The sequence below is a fragment of the Rhizobium sp. 2YAF20 genome (assembly GCF_052114685.1).
In the GTDB taxonomy this organism is placed as follows: Bacteria; Pseudomonadota; Alphaproteobacteria; order Rhizobiales; family Rhizobiaceae; genus Rhizobium.
Window position 1 is genome coordinate 26,629 of the sequence record NZ_JBFRFF010000045.1, and the last position, 16,941, is coordinate 43,569.

15 protein-coding genes are annotated in these 16,941 nt (G+C 55.8%); 6 read left to right on the top strand and 9 right to left on the bottom strand.

Translation table 11 applies throughout. From position 1 onward, the window contains the following. Nucleotides 1–296: 296 nt before the first annotated feature. Nucleotides 297–1,091 carry a DUF6088 family protein gene (locus AB4Z52_RS30970; RefSeq protein ID WP_442221694.1) on the top strand — a complete coding sequence of 265 codons (795 nt, stop codon included), beginning with the start codon at nt 297–299 and terminating at the stop codon, nt 1,089–1,091. Continuing rightward, entirely contained in the window at nt 1,088–2,170 is a 1,083-nt protein-coding gene (locus AB4Z52_RS30975) for a nucleotidyl transferase AbiEii/AbiGii toxin family protein (protein WP_442221695.1), read from the top strand. Before AB4Z52_RS30970 ends, AB4Z52_RS30975 begins: the two co-directional genes overlap by 4 nt. A 286-nt stretch (nt 2,171–2,456) precedes the next feature. On the opposite strand, the gene AB4Z52_RS30980 is transcribed toward AB4Z52_RS30975, so the two are convergent. The 8 genes from AB4Z52_RS30980 to AB4Z52_RS31015 form a co-directional block, all read right to left on the bottom strand. Further along, on the bottom strand, nt 2,457–2,663 hold the full coding sequence (locus tag AB4Z52_RS30980; protein WP_442221696.1) for a cold-shock protein: 207 nt from the start codon (nt 2,661–2,663) through the stop codon (nt 2,457–2,459). A 399-nt stretch (nt 2,664–3,062) separates the two neighbouring features. Beyond that, nucleotides 3,063–4,118 carry a non-homologous end-joining DNA ligase gene (gene ligD, locus AB4Z52_RS30985; RefSeq protein ID WP_442221697.1) on the bottom strand — a complete coding sequence of 352 codons (1,056 nt, stop codon included), beginning with the start codon at nt 4,116–4,118 and terminating at the stop codon, nt 3,063–3,065. Between the two features lie 98 nt (nt 4,119–4,216). Further along, nucleotides 4,217–4,516, bottom strand: a complete 300-nt coding sequence (locus tag AB4Z52_RS30990; RefSeq protein ID WP_442221698.1) for a DUF2934 domain-containing protein — start codon at nt 4,514–4,516, stop codon at nt 4,217–4,219. A 146-nt stretch (nt 4,517–4,662) separates the two neighbouring features. Beyond that, on the bottom strand, nt 4,663–5,967 hold the full coding sequence (gene repC / locus AB4Z52_RS30995) for a plasmid replication protein RepC (protein ID WP_442221699.1): 1,305 nt from the start codon (nt 5,965–5,967) through the stop codon (nt 4,663–4,665). A gap of 154 nt (nt 5,968–6,121) precedes the next feature. Continuing rightward, nucleotides 6,122–7,126 (bottom strand): plasmid partitioning protein RepB, encoded by a 1,005-nt coding sequence (repB, locus tag AB4Z52_RS31000; RefSeq protein WP_442221700.1) that lies wholly within the window; start codon nt 7,124–7,126, stop codon nt 6,122–6,124. Then, nucleotides 7,123–8,301 (bottom strand): plasmid partitioning protein RepA, encoded by a 1,179-nt coding sequence (gene repA / locus AB4Z52_RS31005; protein ID WP_442221701.1) that lies wholly within the window; start codon nt 8,299–8,301, stop codon nt 7,123–7,125. The genes repB and repA overlap by 4 nt, the downstream gene beginning before the upstream one ends. 1,068 nt (nt 8,302–9,369) lie before the next feature. Continuing rightward, on the bottom strand, nt 9,370–10,632 hold the full coding sequence (locus AB4Z52_RS31010; RefSeq protein ID WP_442221702.1) for a tetratricopeptide repeat protein: 1,263 nt from the start codon (nt 10,630–10,632) through the stop codon (nt 9,370–9,372). 228 nt (nt 10,633–10,860) lie between these two features. Further along, nucleotides 10,861–12,033, bottom strand: a complete 1,173-nt coding sequence (locus AB4Z52_RS31015; protein WP_442221703.1) for a tyrosine-type recombinase/integrase — start codon at nt 12,031–12,033, stop codon at nt 10,861–10,863. A 247-nt stretch (nt 12,034–12,280) separates the two neighbouring features. Between AB4Z52_RS31015 and AB4Z52_RS31020 the strand changes: the two genes are divergently transcribed. From AB4Z52_RS31020 to AB4Z52_RS31030, 3 genes are all read left to right on the top strand, one after another. Then, a complete protein-coding gene (locus AB4Z52_RS31020) occupies nt 12,281–12,790 on the top strand; it encodes a hypothetical protein (RefSeq protein WP_442221704.1) in 510 nt (169 codons plus the stop codon). A 125-nt stretch (nt 12,791–12,915) separates the two neighbouring features. Continuing rightward, a complete protein-coding gene (locus AB4Z52_RS31025) occupies nt 12,916–14,076 on the top strand; it encodes a RelA/SpoT domain-containing protein (protein WP_442221705.1) in 1,161 nt (386 codons plus the stop codon). Nucleotides 14,077–14,169: 93 nt separating this feature from the next. After that, on the top strand, nt 14,170–15,423 hold the full coding sequence (locus tag AB4Z52_RS31030; protein WP_442221706.1) for a hypothetical protein: 1,254 nt from the start codon (nt 14,170–14,172) through the stop codon (nt 15,421–15,423). A gap of 183 nt (nt 15,424–15,606) precedes the next feature. On the opposite strand, the gene AB4Z52_RS31035 is transcribed toward AB4Z52_RS31030, so the two are convergent. Continuing rightward, a complete protein-coding gene (locus AB4Z52_RS31035; protein WP_442221707.1) occupies nt 15,607–16,107 on the bottom strand; it encodes a histidine kinase in 501 nt (166 codons plus the stop codon). A 616-nt stretch (nt 16,108–16,723) separates the two neighbouring features. Between AB4Z52_RS31035 and AB4Z52_RS31040 the strand changes: the two genes are divergently transcribed. After that, the coding region (locus AB4Z52_RS31040; protein WP_442221708.1) for an IS1096 element passenger TnpR family protein at nt 16,724–16,941 on the top strand (218 nt) is incomplete at its 3' end.

A 16,941-nucleotide genomic window follows, 5' to 3' on the forward strand; every position in this document is an offset into this window, starting at 1 on the left:
CCTTTTTCTCCGACCAAAGTGATGAGCGATCAACGCATAAGCCGCGTCTGGTGATTTGCCATGTGAGATGCAGTTAGCGCCAAAGCTAAACAACGCGGTACCAGATAAAAGGTCTTCAAACAATGCTCGTTGCATGTCAGATCAATATCGCATCGTTAGGAATCCATCGGACTAATCCACAGCGAGCAAGCTCATTGCGATAAACACGCATCTCGTCTATCGTCCGAAACAAGCATACATATTTCGGACGACCCATTGAGTCCGAAAAAGGACTACAATTTTCGGTCATGATAGACATGCAGTTCGATCTGAAACCAGCCATTCTCGCGCGCATCCACGCTGATGCGCCGCGCAAGGTCTGGACGCCCTCGGATTTTGTCGACCTCGCCTCGCGCGACGCCGTCGACAAGGCGTTGCAGCGGCTGACGAACGCTGAAACTCTGAGGCGGATCGATCGCGGTCTCTACGACCAGCCCGGCTTCAACAAACTCACGCAGAAAGCTAACCCGCCCGATCCACGTTCGGTCATCGACGCCGTCGGGCGCCGCGACCAAACCCGGATGGTTGTAGACGGCATGACTGCGGCAAACGACTTGGGCCTGACCGACGCCGTGCCGGCGAAGATCGTCGTCCATACCGATGCGCGTCGGCGGCCAATCAAACTCGGCAACGTGACGATCACCTTTCGTCCAACCGCTGCCAGCAAATTGTTTTGGGCCGGACGACCGGCAATGCGTGTCGTTCAGGCGCTTTACTGGCTTCGCGATCTTTTGAGCCGTGAAGGTGAGAGTGATCGCGTCAAGCGCAAACTTTCTAAGCTTTTCGAGGATTCAACTGTAGGCCCCGCTATCAAAACCGATCTTGCAACGGGCATTACCGCGCTTCCAACATGGATGTGGGTGTTTCTCAAGCCGCTCATCGAAGGCGGGGTTGGTGATCATGACCGGCACGTCGCCGATGATGATCCTGATGATGATTATCATGACGATGATCGGCATCACGCCGCTAGTATCCGTTCGAGGAACAAGTCAGTCTCAACCCGTAAAGCGAAAAGCGCCAAGAGCGATTCAACCCAAGTAATGAAAACATGAATCCGGCTTTTGACGAGGTCCTCGCAGCGGGATCGGACGCAATGTTGAGCGCCTTCGATACAACGGCGCTTCGGCTCGGCACAGCGTCTCAAAATATTGAGAAAGATTTTTGGGTCTGCTGGGCGCTCGATACTTTATTTCATGGTCTACGAGAAGGAGGGCCCCGTCTGCTGTTCAAAGGCGGCACGTCGTTATCCAAAGGATTCGGCCTGATCAGTCGATTCTCTGAAGACATCGACGTGACAGTTTTTCGGGACGATATCGGTGAGCCGGCGACGATTGAGGAGCTTGACGCACTCAGCGGAAAGAAACGTCGGGCGCGGCTTGATGCAATCAAGGACGCCTGTCGAGTCTACATCAACGGGGCGCTGCGCGAAGAGTTGACGACGATACTGCAGGATCGGCTCAAAGCTGCCGGCCTCGATAATCATTCCGCTCGAGTGGAGCCAGACGACACCGATCCCGACGGGCAAACCCTGCTTATTTGGTATCCGACGGCGACGCCGCGATCGGATTATGTGCGGGCAGCGATCAAGATTGAGTCCGGCGCGAAATCCGCGCTCGATCCGAACAGCGAAGTGCCCATCAAACCCTATGTCGACGATGATCTGCCTGCGCTCGACCTAACCGTTCCGGCTGTGCGCACTGTCGATCCCCAACGGACGTTCTGGGACAAGGTGGTTATTCTGCATGGGCTGCGGCGCTGGTTCGACAAGCGCGGCGAGCTGAAAGGCGGCGGCCAACGCGTATCCCGTCACTATTATGATCTGCACAGGCTTGCCCCGACGCCGACTGGCGCTTCCGCCATCAACGACAGAGCGCTCGGCGCGGACTGCGTGGCGCACGCCCGGATGTTCTTCAATCGACCCGATTTCGATCTCGCGAGCGCTGCGCCGGGCTCGTTCGCGCTTGCGCCCCATGACGCGATGATCCAGCAGCTCCGCACAGATTACCGGGCCATGCAGGGCATGATCTTCGGAGAGCCTCCGGCGTTTGAAGCCGTCCTTGAGAGTATCGCCCTGCTTGAGGCGCGCTTGAACGAAAACAGCGATGGTTCGAGCGCCTCTATCGGATACTGACCGAACGGGTGCTGCGCAGCTGCCGAAAGTGATGTACTAAAACGAAAAAGCCCGGTGCGGGAGGAGTAGCGCTGTCCGTCTGATCGTGGCGGCTCGGGAGGAGGTGAACTGCATCGATATTAGGAGGGTAATGTTGCGCTGCACCAATGTCAACATTTTATATGCTGCGTTGCAGCACTATCAGTGCCCTAGCAATGCCGAGGCGCGAATTGTCGGGGTCGTCGTCGAAGCTGAGAAAGACCGATCGAAACCGGCCCCTCTCAATAGTGCTTTGCCGTGGAGCCAATTAGGCCTGGAGATTATCCGCCGACATCTTGCCGGACTTACGGTCCTTGACCAGTTCGTAAGAAATCTTCTGACCGTCGTTCAAACCGCGGATGCCTGCCCGTTCAACCGCAGAGACGTGAACGAACACATCCGGGCTGCCGTCGTCGGGCTGAATAAAGCCGAAACCCTTTGTTGAATTGAACCATTTTACTGTACCAGTCGCCATCGCTGGGCTCTCCAAATTATGCCGTCAGACCTCTCTGCGGAATTGCATCGTATCGTGTGCGATACGCCGGAGGAAAATAGGAGGTTTGCCGGCAAGTGCAAGTCTGTCGATTGCCGCTAAAACGTTCTGTAGCCATGGATCGACATCTGTCATGATCTGTTCTGGATATTCGCTATGTGGCGTGACGCCAGCGCCAGCGCGCCAAGCCGGAGGTGCCGTCTCACAGAGTGCGCCCAGGGGCGGCAAAAAACATAACCCCGCTGTTCACTGGCGTCCTGGGTAAGGTGGCAACAAAGATGTGTTGACGCTCGAACCACCACCCTCCAATGGGGCCCGGCTCACCCTGCCGAGCCGATAAGGCCGAAGGGCCGGCATACAGCCTGTACTCATCGACCTCAGCTACTGGTCTTTGATCTGATAGATCGCCGCATTATCCTGCACCTCGCGAAGTCCCTTGTATGACGGATGTCGCAGCTTCCCATCGCCCGTCCAGGCACGGTACTCGATCTCAACGATCAGCGTTGGCTGCGAAAACACAATGCTTTTGCCCTTGACAGGCACCGGTGGCGTCTTGGTCTTCAATCGGTCGAGGGTACGCTTGAGATCGGCCGCGATGGCATCTGTGAACCCTGTGCCAACCGAGCCGACGTAGACAAGATCGGGGCCTTGTTGAGCGGCAAGCAAAAGACTACCGACCGCTGCGGGGTTAACAATCGACGGCTCATAGCCGACGACGATAAAGCTGTCGCTTTGAACGCATTTGATCTTCAACCAATCGCCGTGCCGGCCTGAGCGGTATGGACGGTCTCTGTGTTTGGCGATGATGCCTTCAAGGCCGTGCTCGCAGGCGCTCGCAAACAAGACATCACCGTCTGCTTCAATCTCTTCGGAGAGGCGTATAACGCCGGCTTCGTCCTTCAACAGATCCTCGAGCAAATGCCGACGTGCCGACTGTTCCATTCCAGTCAGATCATGGCCATCAAAATACAGGAGATCAAAAGCGTAGAAGACCGCCGCGTTTGACGACAGATTCCCCCCTCGCCCACCCAGCGACTGCTGCAAGGCGCTGAAATCCGACCGCCCTTCGTCATCGAGAACGACGCCTTCTCCATCGAGAATGGCAGTCGCGACCGCAAGCGTCTTGGCGGCTTTGGCGATCGCCGGGAAGCGGTTGGTCCAATCATGCCCTCCCCGCGAGATAATCCTGATGCCGCTGGGCTCGATGTGAACCGCCAGACGATAGCCATCCCATTTGACTTCAAAGGCCCATTCCGGTCCTGTTGGCGGCGTCAATTTCAACAACGCCAGACACGGTTCGATCCGTGTTGGCATGGGATCGAACGGCAGCTGCGGCTGCTGAGGGTCCCGTGCTGTGCGTGGACGGCTGCGCGCAGGCGCATCGCTGTCGTGCGAAAGACCGATCGGGCGTGGCTTTTTCGATGGCGGCTTGGTCATGGTCAATACTCCGCCAGACAAAGCTTAAGAACCCGTCACGTCCCAACTTTGCAGAAACGCGGGCCTGATATTGAACTGCAAGTGCGTATGTTCGGCCGCTATACGGGTTTCGCTTTGGCGGGCCGACCCCGTGGCTTTTTGATTGACGCGGGTCCCAGGCTTGCCGGCGATTTGGCGGTGCGGTGCGCTTTCGACTTGGTTTCACCAGGCGCGGCATCTGTAGCCTCTGCCTTGGGCGCCGGGATCTGGTCATTGGTTGCCATCTCGCCGATGCTCGCCTCACCAACCTCCTCCGATGCCTGAAGCCAATGGCGGAAATCCCCGCCGTCAGGCCGGCCCTCGGCTTCCCACAGCTGATATGCACGGCGCCCAATTAATTCATCGCGGTCGATAGCCATCTTGATCTCCTAGACCTCACCGGGGACCCAATCCAGACACCTGGGTCTCGGCAAATACCTAGCGCAACGCACGACGAAAGAAAGACCACAACTATCGAGGCAGCCGCCGGAGCAAAATCCCGGCGGAACAGCGGTTCGAATAGCAATTAGCCGGTGTTCGCAGCACTCCCTCCGTTCGCCCTTGCCAGCGACATCACCATCGGACCAATGGCAAACTCTCCGCGCTCGGCGCGCCGCGTTAGATCTCTGAGATATCCACCGGCTGAGTTGATATATCCCGCCCTCTCCAGCACACAGGCAATCACGGTTGCCGCATTTTCGGGCCCCATGACGCCGCAAGCCTCTTCGTAAGCGCTCGGGCTGACCCCGAGCATAGATCTGACCACGACAGCTGCCGCCATCAGATCACGCCAACTGCCCACTGATCCCCCCGGCCCATACATCGCGATCTCAGGGCAGGCCTGCAGAACCAGCCCGAGCGGAAAGGATTTTAGCGGGGGTCCATCCGCGCTCGGTCTATCGCGGCGGACTGTTCGTAGACCTCCGCGATAGCTGACAGACCCCTCTGCCCTGCCCTCCTCCATCGCCTCTTCGCCGCTATCAGCCATCACTTCCGAAGTTTCGCCCTGCTTCTTGTTCGAAGCTGGTTCAAGATCAAAGATAGATTCGGGTTTTGAAATCTGTATGTGGCGCTCAGTTTGAGACTCATTGCCGTTCATATTTTGTGCTTTTATCCGAATTTCCAATAGGTTGAGCACTTCTTCCCTCAGCATTTCCATCTCTTCGAGGATTGGGGCAATCTGGGCGACGTTCGGCGAACGCGGAATACGATGAACTAGGCTGCGGAAATGGTCGTGGATCATGCTCCAGTCGCCAGCAATCCCCTCCTCCAGAGCGGTTTCGATCAGCTTTGCTATATCCCGCCGGCAAAGTGACAACCGCTCGCGCGTCGCTCGCAAAAGCGCCCGATCGGCTGTCACCTGCGCTGCGAGTGATTGGATCTCGGCCGACCGCGACAACAACGGCGCTACGCTGAAGCCGAACGCCTGGTTGACGTCACCATCGCCGTCGCGGCGGGCATAGCGCTTTCCATTCGGACTGTCCTTCCGGATCAATAGACCGACACCAACCAAGGCCGCGAGATGCCGGCGCAAGGTTGCTGGCGCTATTCCGTGTGCCCTAATGGATAGCTGCATGTTCGAGGGAAAAACGACCAGTCCGTTCTCCTCGGATAGTTCATTGCCGGGATAGAAGCTCAACAGTGCATTTAACACCGCCAGAGCCCTGTCGGTTACACCTAGCAATGGTTTGGCTTCACAGAGCGCCCTGAACAGCTTCCATTTGTCGATTGCTTGTCCCGGCGCAATGTCCTTGGACCTGTACTGGCTTGCCAGCATGCTAAGCGTCATCGATCGCCGCCCAAAGGGCGTCGTTACACTTCCAGTCTGCATTTTCATTCACCTCTCGATAGGCAAAAGAAAACTGCTCACTAAACAGGTGCCAAAGACTCTTGACTGTGATTCGAGGAAATGCGATTCTCAAGTTGCTAAAGATGAGAGGGCTTCCGCGATGGGCAACCGTTCGGGGGCCTTTTCTTTTGCGTGCTTATCCTTTGCTAATGTTTGCTTGCTGTTTCACGAATTCGTTATGGAGCGCCTCCATCCGATCGTTTAAGAACTCGACAAAACTCACGGGTACTGCCTTCGTAAAATCAAGCCGAGGACCCGACTTCGGGTAGCTTACCGTCGCGAGCACGAAGCCGTTCGCCTTAATGTCGGTTTTCCCTGCCGCCTGCCTTCCCGTCTGGTTTGCATCTCTTTTCAAAGCCGCAAGCGCGACCACGAAACGATCGCCCTGTACATCTGCCGTTCGATATTCAGCCAGTGCTGAGCGGACCCGTTCCTCAGCATCTGAGCGCATGGCCCAGGCGTCGATAAAGTCGAGCCAGCGTCGTCGGCCAACGTCAGGCGATGGTCCGATCGCATGAAGAGTGGCAAGTGGTAACGACGTTGCTATGCGCAGCATCTCGGAGACGTGCGATTTTCCCGTTGATAAGGAAGCACAGATCACATCACGTCGGTAGCCAGCCTTCTCTTGCGAGAGAGCGAACGCGCATTTCTCGATGAATGACAGGTCCTTGCGGTTAGAATTCTCTTCACCCTGAAAGACGATCGCTTCTTCGTCAGTGAGTTCGCGAACAATCGTTCGAAATTTGATGCCAAGAGCTTTCGCTGCGGCCAGGCGACGCCGACCGAAGACGATCTGATAGCGATGTTGCCCTTCACGCTTTGGTCGGACGAGACCCGCCACGATTTGGCCCCGCTCCTTCATTGATGTAGAAATGTCTTCAATTGCGGCCGTGTCATAGGCGCCGTCGAAACGGTCCAGAATGGGTGACGGCGCGATCTCTTCCGGATCCACTTCAACGACGTGGTCACCGTCTCTGAGAAGGCGGTCCAGCGCCTCGCCCTTCTCCTGAATTTGACGGACGCCAGCCGCGACTTTCATAAGATGAGGCGACGTCGTTTTTACCGGCGTCGCCGCAATTGGCTCTTGGTCCAACTGGCCCAGGACGTTAGCGAACATGCCACGGGAATCTTTTCTGCTCATTCTCTCCCCCATGCGGTCCAGAGCAGCTTTTCGATTTCCGCGTTCGCCGCATTGATTGATTCCATCGCCCTGTCATAAGTCTTCGGTGCGGAGAATCGAGACCGTTGAACCTCGTAAAGGCTCTGCTTCCAAGTGAGGGCATCGGCGACCGCAGTCGATTTCATGACCATGTTCAAAAGCAGATCGTCCGCAAAAACCTGCCTCATCAACGCGGTCATGTTTGCCTGAGGGTGGTCGTTTGGCTCAAATTTTGTGACCAGGAACTTCGCGAAATCCCATTGCGCAGGGGCGCCCATTTCACTGAGGATCTGCATATATGATGACGCGAGCTCCAGGAATTTCCCTGTTGAATCCACGTCAAGCATATGAGCTGGAACGGGAATGATGACGCCCGTTGCCGCCGTTAATGAGGCCAGTGTTAGAAAGTTCAGCGATGGCGCGGAGTCCATCAGGATGACGTCGTAATCGTCGCTCACCTGTTCAAGGGCCTGAGAGACACGGAGCAAGAAACTCGTCCCGCCATTCTTGCGCATTTCAAGTGCAACGGCGGTTTCAAACTCGGTCAGATCAAGCCCAGCACAGATGACATCGAATCCGGCGATATGGGTGGAATGTATCAGCGACCTTGTCGGCTGTGGATCGTCGAATCGAATCGCCGAATAGAGCGTCTCGTCTTCGCGCGGGTTAAAATCTGGAAGAGCTCCGTGCAGGCTGGTTAGTGACGCCTGAGGATCGAGATCAACGGCGAGAACCCGGTATCCCTTGAGTGCAAGATAATGTGCAAGATGGATCGTCGTCGAAGTTTTGCTGGAGCCGCCTTTGAAATTGGTCACCGCAATGATCTGACAATCCTCGCCGTCTACCCGTCTGGGATTCATCCATTTCTTGCGGCCTTTTTCAGCAAGCGTCATTCTAAGCTCAAGGATTTGCTCAAGCGAATAAAGACGCCTCCCATTCTGCGAGACCTCAGGCGTCGGTCCCTTTTCCTTCAAAACGATCTGACGAATATAGGCTTCGGAGACGTCAAGGAGCGCCGCAACTTCTGCAGATGAGAACTTCCGCATTTCGCGTCTTGCATCCGGCGGGTACTGCGCCAATGCTAGGTTTTGCAACGCGAGCTCCAGTTTCGTGGAGAAGCTCTGCATAAAATCAAGGCTGCTCAAGTGCCGATTCACGATTCTACCCTCTGTTCGTTTCGCATACCTAAGCGCCTAGATGGTTAATGATTAATGAAGGCGACCGATGTTTCGCGGAAACTCGATAATTCGGCTTTTTAGCGTAGTTTGAGAGGTATCCCGATTCGCCGTCTAGAGCAAACCGTTGAGTTTCCGGGATGGAACTCGATACAGGCATATTTGGCCCCTACTCCGCTGCCGCATTTGCGCTGCGAAGGCTGCGCTCTTTCGGTTTATGCGGGATTGCTCGGACGTATTACTGCGACATTTGCGTTGTTCCATGGACGGCGTTGAAATTCCTCACTGAATGCTAGTGCCCCTGATGGAGTTCCCCGCGGGGAACTCCATCAGGGGCACATAGGCCGAGCTAGCGTTCGCTAGTTAGATCTCGCGCTGCACCTATTGCATACCGCAGTCTTTGCGCGGCTTGAATTGATCGACCTAGTATTCACAACGGTTCCCCGCGGGGAACTACTTCGAACAGCCCTCGGTAGAGCGGATCGGTCTGTTGTCATTCGACATCTATCTCTACGCCCGCCCGGACCCAACTGCAGGCGCGATACCACAGATGACCGCCGCACCAGCGGCTCGCCGTGCATCGTCCACATCTATGCGTTGGAACTCCTTTTTAAGAAAGTTGTCTAAGATGGAGAGCGTGGACGGGCGAGGGCAATTAACCTGAAGCCTGGTGGTGACCCCAGAGGGTTCTTTGCGAGGGTGCCTACTCGATACGTGCCGCCGATCCGGGTCCAATCTTCGCCGGCAGAACACATCAAGCCGGCCCTCTCACTCAACGGCCGCTCAAAAGGGACAACATCGGGACTTTGTCGACGTTTGAACAGCTGAGGCGGCATTTTTACACGAGCTTGCCATCCTATTTGAAAGCGTCCAGGACGCTCTTCCCGGCTCCAGGTAAGGCAGGGTGCTGCAAGGCAGAGGACACCGTCAGATGATCCGCAGGGCTACGTAATCGGAATTGGACGGAACAGTGCGTTCGTCCTTAACCGTGACGGCCTCCCCGACCTGGTCCTGCGCGCCGGCATCCCCTTGATCAGCAGCTTTGCCGTACTAAGCGAACGCCTGGGCGTGATCTTGGGCCACACCCAGCCCCTGGGCATACATATAGCCAAGACTGCTCTGCGCACCGGGATGATTCTGATCGGCCGCCTTGTGAAACCAAGTAAGCGCCTGGTTATAATTCTGAGGTATGCCGTGACCCTCAGCATACATATTGCCGACATTCGCCTGTGCGGTGGCATCATCCTGATCTGCTGCTTTGCGGTACCAGATCAACGCTTGAGCATAATCTTGCGCTGCACCTTTGCCTTCAGCGTACAGGTAGCCAAGATTGTTTTGGGCAGCAGCGTTACCCTGATCTGCAGCCCTGCGATACCAAATCAGCGCCTGGGCGAAGTCCTGAGGAACGCCTTGCCCGTTATCATACATAGAGCCAAGGCGGCCCTGCGCGGCAGCATTGCCGTGATCGGCGGCCCTTCGATACCAATATAGAGCTTGGGCGTAATCCTGAGGGACGCCTTGTCCTTTCGAATACATAAAGCCGATGTCGTGTTCGGCATGGGCATTGCCCTGATCTGCCGCCTTACGACGCCAAACAAGCGCCTGGGCGAAGTCCTGAGGAATGCCTTGGCCATGAGCATACATATAGCCGATATCATTTTGAGCACCGCTATTGCCTTGCTCCGCAGCCTTCCGATACCAAATTAACGCCTGCTCATAGTCTTGAGCCAGGCCCTGCCCATGCGCATACATGTAGGCAAGATCGCTCTGCGCAATCGTATTTCCCCCATCCACCGCCTTTCGAATCCATGCTAGCGCCTGTGCATAGTCCTTCGGCAGGCCCCTGCCGGCAAGGTATAGTTCGCCAAGGACGCGCTGTAGCTCAGCTTCGCCCTGCGCCGACGATGATGCATTTTCCGGAGAACTCGGTTGGTCGAGCGATTGAAGGATTGATTGAAACGCAGCCCGCGCTTGGCTGGAAATTGTCTCGTCGGGGTGGCTACTGCACCCATTGAACGACCGTTGAAAAAGCTGTTGCGCTTGCGTTTCGCCAAATTGCTGGCCGAGAATGTCGTAGTGCGCCAAAACGGATAGGACGATGAGCTGGTCGCCGTCATCAATGACCATTTTATTGTGATCGTGCAGGGCGTTGACGAATACCTCGCATTTGGATTCCATTGTCAGCCCGTCAATAAATACCGTTGCAGGATCACTGGAAGGAACTACTGCGACTTGATCTCCCACATGTGCATTATCTCTCCCTGCACAGAAGAGGGTGGCTATGACGGCACCAACAGTAAGCAATCGAAGCATTTCCCCAATTCCCCGTTACGGTCCTAGCGGCCTTATTTTGGTTGGCGGGGGTTGCAAGCCACCGTCGAGCGTTTTGTAGGCTTCACCCAAGTGTGATTTCGGTACAGGGCATTTGCACGATCGTACAAGATCGGTCAACTTTGAGACCACCACTGGCGGTACCAACTGACTGAAAAACAAATCAGAAATCCCACGACTGAGTGGCGGCACATTGATCCATCGAGCCGATTAAATAATCAAGCGCGCCGCACGCCCGTTCTTCCGTTCGGCATTGTCGTAGTAGCTCGCCGCCTGCGCTACCGATTTGTGCAATGATTGCTGCATCGCTTCCGGAAGGGGAATGCCGCGATTGGCGGCCTCGGTCAAATAACCGGAGCGCAGTCCATGCGCCGAAAACTCTTCCGGATCTAGACCAGCCAGCGCACAGCGGCTCTTGAGGATGATATTGACAGATTGCGGCGTCAACGCCCGTCGGTCGACATTGCCCCACTGGTCGATACGCCGGAACACCGGGCCGGTGTCGATCTTGGCTTCTGCCAGCCAATGCTTCAGCGCGAGGACTGGCCGGCCGATCAACACGACGTGTGCGTCGTCATCGACCGTCGTGGTCTTGGTGCGGCCAAGACGGATCGTCAGGCAGGGGAGGGAAGGGGAATTATCGTTGGTCGGATCGGCGCGTACCGCCTCCTCGTCGATCAGATCCTCGACCCCCAGACCTGCCATTTCCGATCGCCGCCGACCGCCCGAAGCGAACGCGAGGAGCAGCAGCGCCCGATCGCGCAGATCGACCAGACGATCGCTGGAACAGGTGGCCAGCAATTTCGCCAGCACATCGCCAGTCACCGCCTTTTTGCTCTTGCGGCGGCGTTGCCGCGGCGCGGCGCGCACGGCCAGCCGCAATGCGGTCTTCAGTGATGGCGCGGAAAACGCGCCGGCCAGGCCACGCCAGCGGGTCAGGATCGACCAAGAGGTGAGGCGCCGGCGCACCGTGTCAGGCGCATGCGGGCCGTCGACCCGCAAAAACCCCGCGGCGCGCAATCCTGCCTCGACGTCTGCCGGCATGCCATGATTTGGATCCTCGGCACGTTTGACCGGATCCCAGAGATGATGGGCGACGAATTTGAGCAGCAGCGCCTCGGGCGCTGGCCAGGGCAGGGGAGCGCCAGTGGCAAGCCCGCACCAGGCCTCGAGATAGCCAAGGTCGCTGGCAAGCGCCCTTAGCGTATTGTCGCCCATGCCCTCCTTTGCCAGATGTTTTAACGTGGCGACATCGTCGTCGGTCAAAAGCACGGCCAACTGATTGCGGCGGCCGAAGGGCAGGATGGCGTCGAGCGCATCCAGCTCTTCGGCGCGGCGCTGCACCGGACCCGTAGGGGAGGGCAGGGTTTTGGATTTTGACATGAGCGGCTCGCGGGCTGTGATTTGCCCCGACTTTACCCATTCTGCGGCCCCAAATCTATCACTATCGATACAGGAATATTATCGATTGTTAGAAGGGTGGTTATGGTTAATGATTGGTTACGGAAGTAAACGCCTAGTTGGATTCAGCCAAACCCGTCGCCCTCTATAAAATCAACTACCTAGACGGCGCGAATTCGCGTAAATGAGGTTCAAATTCGGGCGGCGAAATTTCTGGAAAGCGCAGGGCATGGATACCTATGCCGACCGACGGAACTATGTGCGGCAACTTTTCAATGGTCCTGTCGCAGCCGGGGTCGGCCGAGTTCACAATCCAAGCCCAGTGGCTGATCGCGAACCTACGGGATGGGAGCGCGTGGATCGCTCATTGGGGAAGGCAAAGGCACAGTTTCTTGCGGCCTCGACGGAAGAGGAATGGCAGGTCGTTGGGCTGTTGTGTCGCGAGGTTCTGATCAGTCTCGGACAGGCTGTGTATGATGCCACCGCCCACGGTGATAAGGACGAAACGGGCACGAAGATTGGATCAACGGACGCGCGGAGACAGCTCTTCGCTTGGCTGCATTATCAGATGCCCGGAGGCGATAACAAAGAAATCCGCGCTCATATCAAAGCATCGATTGACCTCGCCGTGCACCTCCAGCATCGCAGGACGGCCACGCGCCAGTTGGCTGCACTTTGCCTTGAGGCGACTTCTTCAGCGGTGAGTGTGGTTGCTATAATTGCCGGGCGTCCCGGTTAGCTTCCGACAATGCGCCGTTCGATGACGGGCATCACGCGTGTAAACTGTGATCGCGCCTTCAGGTTGCTGATTTCCCTAACGCGAAATGCTAAAATATCGAAGTGAACACTCGGACCTGATTCGCGATGGCGCTTTACCCTCAACTTGAATTCAGCTTACCGGATGTAAGAGCGGCTGGGAAACGTCTGAAAGACGAACTAAGCCTATATTCCACAATCGACTGGCACGATGCGCATCACGTTTTTGCGGTCGCAAATTCGTGGCGTGACAGCCATATCTTCCCCATGCGCTCCGTATATCTCTCTGCTGCATACCGCATGCGCAAAATTGGCATTAAGGGCGATATGGCAGCTCGACCGAAGCGAATGGCCAGCATCCGACGGAAGCTGCGCGAATCCGATATTCACCTCGACCGAATGCAGGATATCGGTGGCTGTCGCGCAATCCTTGATGATATTGCTGGTGTTCGATCCTTGCTCGCTGAAATAAATGACCGATTTCCCCATCATGACCGTCGACAATGGCCTTACATAGACACGCCAAAGGACGACGGTTATCGTAGCCATCATATCTCTTTTGAGTTTTGCCCGCGACACAAAGAACAATCGGTTTTTGCCGGTCGCAGGGTAGAATTCCAGATTCGCACACGGCTTCAACATTCCTGGGCGACCGCAGTCGAAGCTGTAAGCCTGTTCAACGGCGAGGATTTGAAACACCATCGCGGCAATGCCGACTGGCTCCGCCTATTCAAGCTCATGTCGGGGGAATTTGCCTATGTCGAGGGCTGTCCCGCCGGACACGGCGTGCCCGATCGACCGCTTCGAATTGCTGAAATCAAAGCTTTGGAGACGAAGCTCGACGCAATCTCTACCTTAGACAATATACGCACAGCGACCACCTATGCCGAGACCTACCTTTACGGTGACGGGAAATTCTTCTTAATCGTCTACAATAACGATGATCACACCGTAGCAGTAGAGCGATATTCGGAAATATTGCAGCTCCAGGCTCGACTCGCGATCATCGAACGGCAAATCGAGGAGGGTCTGACACGCTCAAAAGTTGTGACTGTCGAGGTATCACGGGTTAACAACCTCGTGCGAACATATCCGAACTATTTCGGCGACGTGGGCGTCTTCGTGAACAACCTGAGAAGAATTGTTCGAGGTCAGGAGGCTCTCGAATTTACTTTGATTCAGCAAGAGCGCGTGAAGGTTCCGAGACTGCAGCCCCAAGGGGACGTCCGAAATCTGAACCGACGCTACACGCGTTGGTATCCGGGCTAAAAGTCCGGAGACTCGGCATTCCATTTTACAAAAGTACGGATCGCATCCGTGTCGTGAAGCCCGATTGCGAAGGAGGAGAGTCAAGTACCTACGATGGCGAAGCGGATAATTACAGTTTTCTACGCGTGGCAGAGTGATCGCGATACGAAGGGAAATCAGAACTTCATACGCATCGCTCTCGATAACGCGGCATCTCGAATGAACGAGGACAGCGACCTTGGCGTCGAGGTGAAAATCGATGCTGACACCGAGGGCGTTGTTGGCACCCCTCCCGTCACGGAGACGATCCTCAACAAGATTCGCGCTGCCGACATCTTCGTTCCCGATCTTACTTTTGTCGCTGAAACAGACGGAGGGAAACTCGTTCCCAATCCGAATGTCATGGTCGAATATGGCTACGCGCTGCGCGAGCTGACGTTCGAGGCCATGATGTCAGTAATGAACACATTTTATGGCGAGCCGGAGAAGCTGCCGTTCGATCTGGGTCACGTTCGACATCCGACCCAATATAGCCTTGAGCCGAATAGTAAGGACAGCGAACGCCGAGCGGCCCGCGCGAAGCTGTCAGAAAAGCTGGAAGGCCATCTGAGGCTCATGGTGAAAAACATCATGAGCAAATCGCGGACAGACACGCTCTTTTCGCCCACGGACGCGGTAAGGCCGCCTGCATTTTTCTTTCAGCCCGAAGATGTGATAGTGAATTTCGGTGATCCACGCGAGCAGGAACTGCGCTTCAAAAGGGACAGAGCGATCTATCTGAGGCTCTACCCGACTTATGCGGACCAACCGCGCGTTGGGTTGACCCGTGCGGTAGAAGTCGCTCAGCGATTGATGCCCATGCAAAGGGTGGTTACCTCTCCGAATAATCCTAATGCCTGGGGTGCCGTCAATGTTTGGCCGCACGGCGACGGGATCACCAGCTTCACTCAGATTTTCGACACGGGCGAGCTTTGGGGCGTGAGCGAAGAACCATTCCGCACCGGAAACCCGCCATTCATGCCATCGATCGTTGTTGAGAGGGCGTTCGTCGCTACCCTGGACAACTACCGTTTTGTGTACGAGCAAGTCCTCAAACTTCGTCCACCCTTTACGGTCGAGTTTGGGGCGGTCGGCATATTAGACCAGTACCTTCATGTCCCGATTGCTCCATTTTCGCAGGGGGAATTCGCTGGCCCAATCCGTAAACAAAACATTATCCGGCGTTTCCAATTGGACGGGTTTGACCCGACTGCCTGGCGATCAGCACTGAGAGATTTTCTGATCGATTTTTACGATCTTGTAGCCCGCGAACGATCATCGGTGTTAACTGACGACCTTGTGACGGCCAATGACATTCCGCCAAGGTAGAGCGAAATAGGTGGTGACCCTTTGGACTTCAGTCATCTTATCGGCGGTTGCTCGGACGGTTTACGGTCGTTCCCTGGTGGTTGCCTGATCGGCGCTGTCGGGCTGACGTAACTTCCACCGCGATGTCAGCAAATAGAAACAGGCAGCGGATCAAACCGCTGCCTTCCGTAGTCGAAAGGTCCGCTATTCCTTGACGGGAACCAACGACTGAATCATCGCTGCGACTTCCTTGTCATGCTTGTCATCGCCATCTTTTGAGCCCCAGTAGGTTACTACAAGCAACTTATCCTCTTTCGGCTGCACGAACCCGAGCTGAACGTCGACCGGACCATCCTTGTCAGTACCCGACCAGCCGAGCGTGCTCATCTTCATTCCATTTACGACGTGATCGCCCTCGTCATGCTGCGTTGACTTGTCAATCGTGACACCGTTCTTCGACAGGAAATCGATGGCGTCGCCGACGACTTTGTCGGTGGTCTTGGAATCCGCGATGTCGATGGAGAAGTAAACGGCGGAATCGTCAGACGTGGCGTCGACGCCGGTTTCGGTTTCCTTCGGACCCCAGGAATGGGGAATGGTGATTGAAGCAATGGGCTCTTCGCTCGGGAACTTGATCGTGTCGGCGAATGCGAGGACGGGAAGGATTGTGGAGAACGCGGCGGCGAGGAGAAGCTTCTTTTGCATTTATCGAATTCCTTAAATTGGGTGAGGGCGGGGAAGGCGACGATATTGCTAAAGAATAAATGCTAAGAATTAAAATGGGATTGATCCCGTCGTTTTAGCTACCTGCCTTCAAGAGGCTAAAGTTTAGAATGCACGAGATGTTGCGAATGTCTTGCTTGAAACTGCATGGTAGATGCGGTCACTGATAGGGAAGTTGTACTCACGGTCATCATTACAGAAGAAAACGTAGCTGCTGATTTCCAAGCTCTGTTAGACGCTACCCAGTCCTCGGATAAGGCAGCCCGCGCCACAGCGTGAGTTCCCAGGCCGAACTGCGACTCAAAGTCGATGCGCCGCGAACTATGCTGTGCTTCCTGAAAGCCATTCGCCGGTGAGACGACGATGTGACTGCCACGATATTCCGCTAGGGTAGCGCGAAATCGGCGGATATCCTCGGCCCATCGACAACCAGCAACATTCAGCAAAGAAAAACTTAGTGGACGGATCGAGCGAATCCGCCCGCTATTTTTTTGACCGGTTTCCGGCCGCCTGTCGGCTATAGGGGAGCATGAGGATTTGTGGGGCGGGCTGGAACGACGTATGTCTTCGTCGTTGAATTTTGACGGGACTGGCGGATGTGAAAAGGGCAAAACGGGCAGCGACGAAAACCGCCGGAGAGGCGGCAGCCTCGGAGGATGAGATTTTCATCCTGCAATTCCGCATCTGGCTGAAGGACGTGAGCCCGATGGTGTGGCGTAGGGTTCAGGTTTTCTCGACGATGACGCTACGCGAGTTTCATGGCGTCATTCAGGTCGCGATGGGATGGGAAGGCATACACCTCTACCAGTTCGTCAT

What these genes read in the sequence shown, in the direction of transcription:
- AB4Z52_RS31020 (WP_442221704.1), top strand. Translation starts at nt 12,281, where the DNA reads ATGGATACCTATGCCGACCGACGGAACTATGTGCGGCAACTTTTCAAT.
- AB4Z52_RS31015 (WP_442221703.1), bottom strand. Translation starts at nt 12,033, where the DNA reads ATGTCAAAATCCAAAACCCTGCCCTCCCCTACGGGTCCGGTGCAGCGC.
- AB4Z52_RS31010 (WP_442221702.1), bottom strand. Translation starts at nt 10,632, where the DNA reads ATGCTTCGATTGCTTACTGTTGGTGCCGTCATAGCCACCCTCTTCTGT.
- repB (WP_442221700.1), bottom strand. Translation starts at nt 7,126, where the DNA reads ATGAGCAGAAAAGATTCCCGTGGCATGTTCGCTAACGTCCTGGGCCAG.
- repC (WP_442221699.1), bottom strand. Translation starts at nt 5,967, where the DNA reads ATGCAGACTGGAAGTGTAACGACGCCCTTTGGGCGGCGATCGATGACG.
- AB4Z52_RS30975 (WP_442221695.1), top strand. Translation starts at nt 1,088, where the DNA reads ATGAATCCGGCTTTTGACGAGGTCCTCGCAGCGGGATCGGACGCAATG.
- AB4Z52_RS31030 (WP_442221706.1), top strand. Translation starts at nt 14,170, where the DNA reads ATGGCGAAGCGGATAATTACAGTTTTCTACGCGTGGCAGAGTGATCGC.
- AB4Z52_RS30980 (WP_442221696.1), bottom strand. Translation starts at nt 2,663, where the DNA reads ATGGCGACTGGTACAGTAAAATGGTTCAATTCAACAAAGGGTTTCGGC.
- ligD (WP_442221697.1), bottom strand. Translation starts at nt 4,118, where the DNA reads ATGACCAAGCCGCCATCGAAAAAGCCACGCCCGATCGGTCTTTCGCAC.
- AB4Z52_RS31035 (WP_442221707.1), bottom strand. Translation starts at nt 16,107, where the DNA reads ATGCAAAAGAAGCTTCTCCTCGCCGCCGCGTTCTCCACAATCCTTCCC.
- AB4Z52_RS30990 (WP_442221698.1), bottom strand. Translation starts at nt 4,516, where the DNA reads ATGGCTATCGACCGCGATGAATTAATTGGGCGCCGTGCATATCAGCTG.
- AB4Z52_RS31025 (WP_442221705.1), top strand. Translation starts at nt 12,916, where the DNA reads ATGGCGCTTTACCCTCAACTTGAATTCAGCTTACCGGATGTAAGAGCG.
- AB4Z52_RS30970 (WP_442221694.1), top strand. Translation starts at nt 297, where the DNA reads ATGCAGTTCGATCTGAAACCAGCCATTCTCGCGCGCATCCACGCTGAT.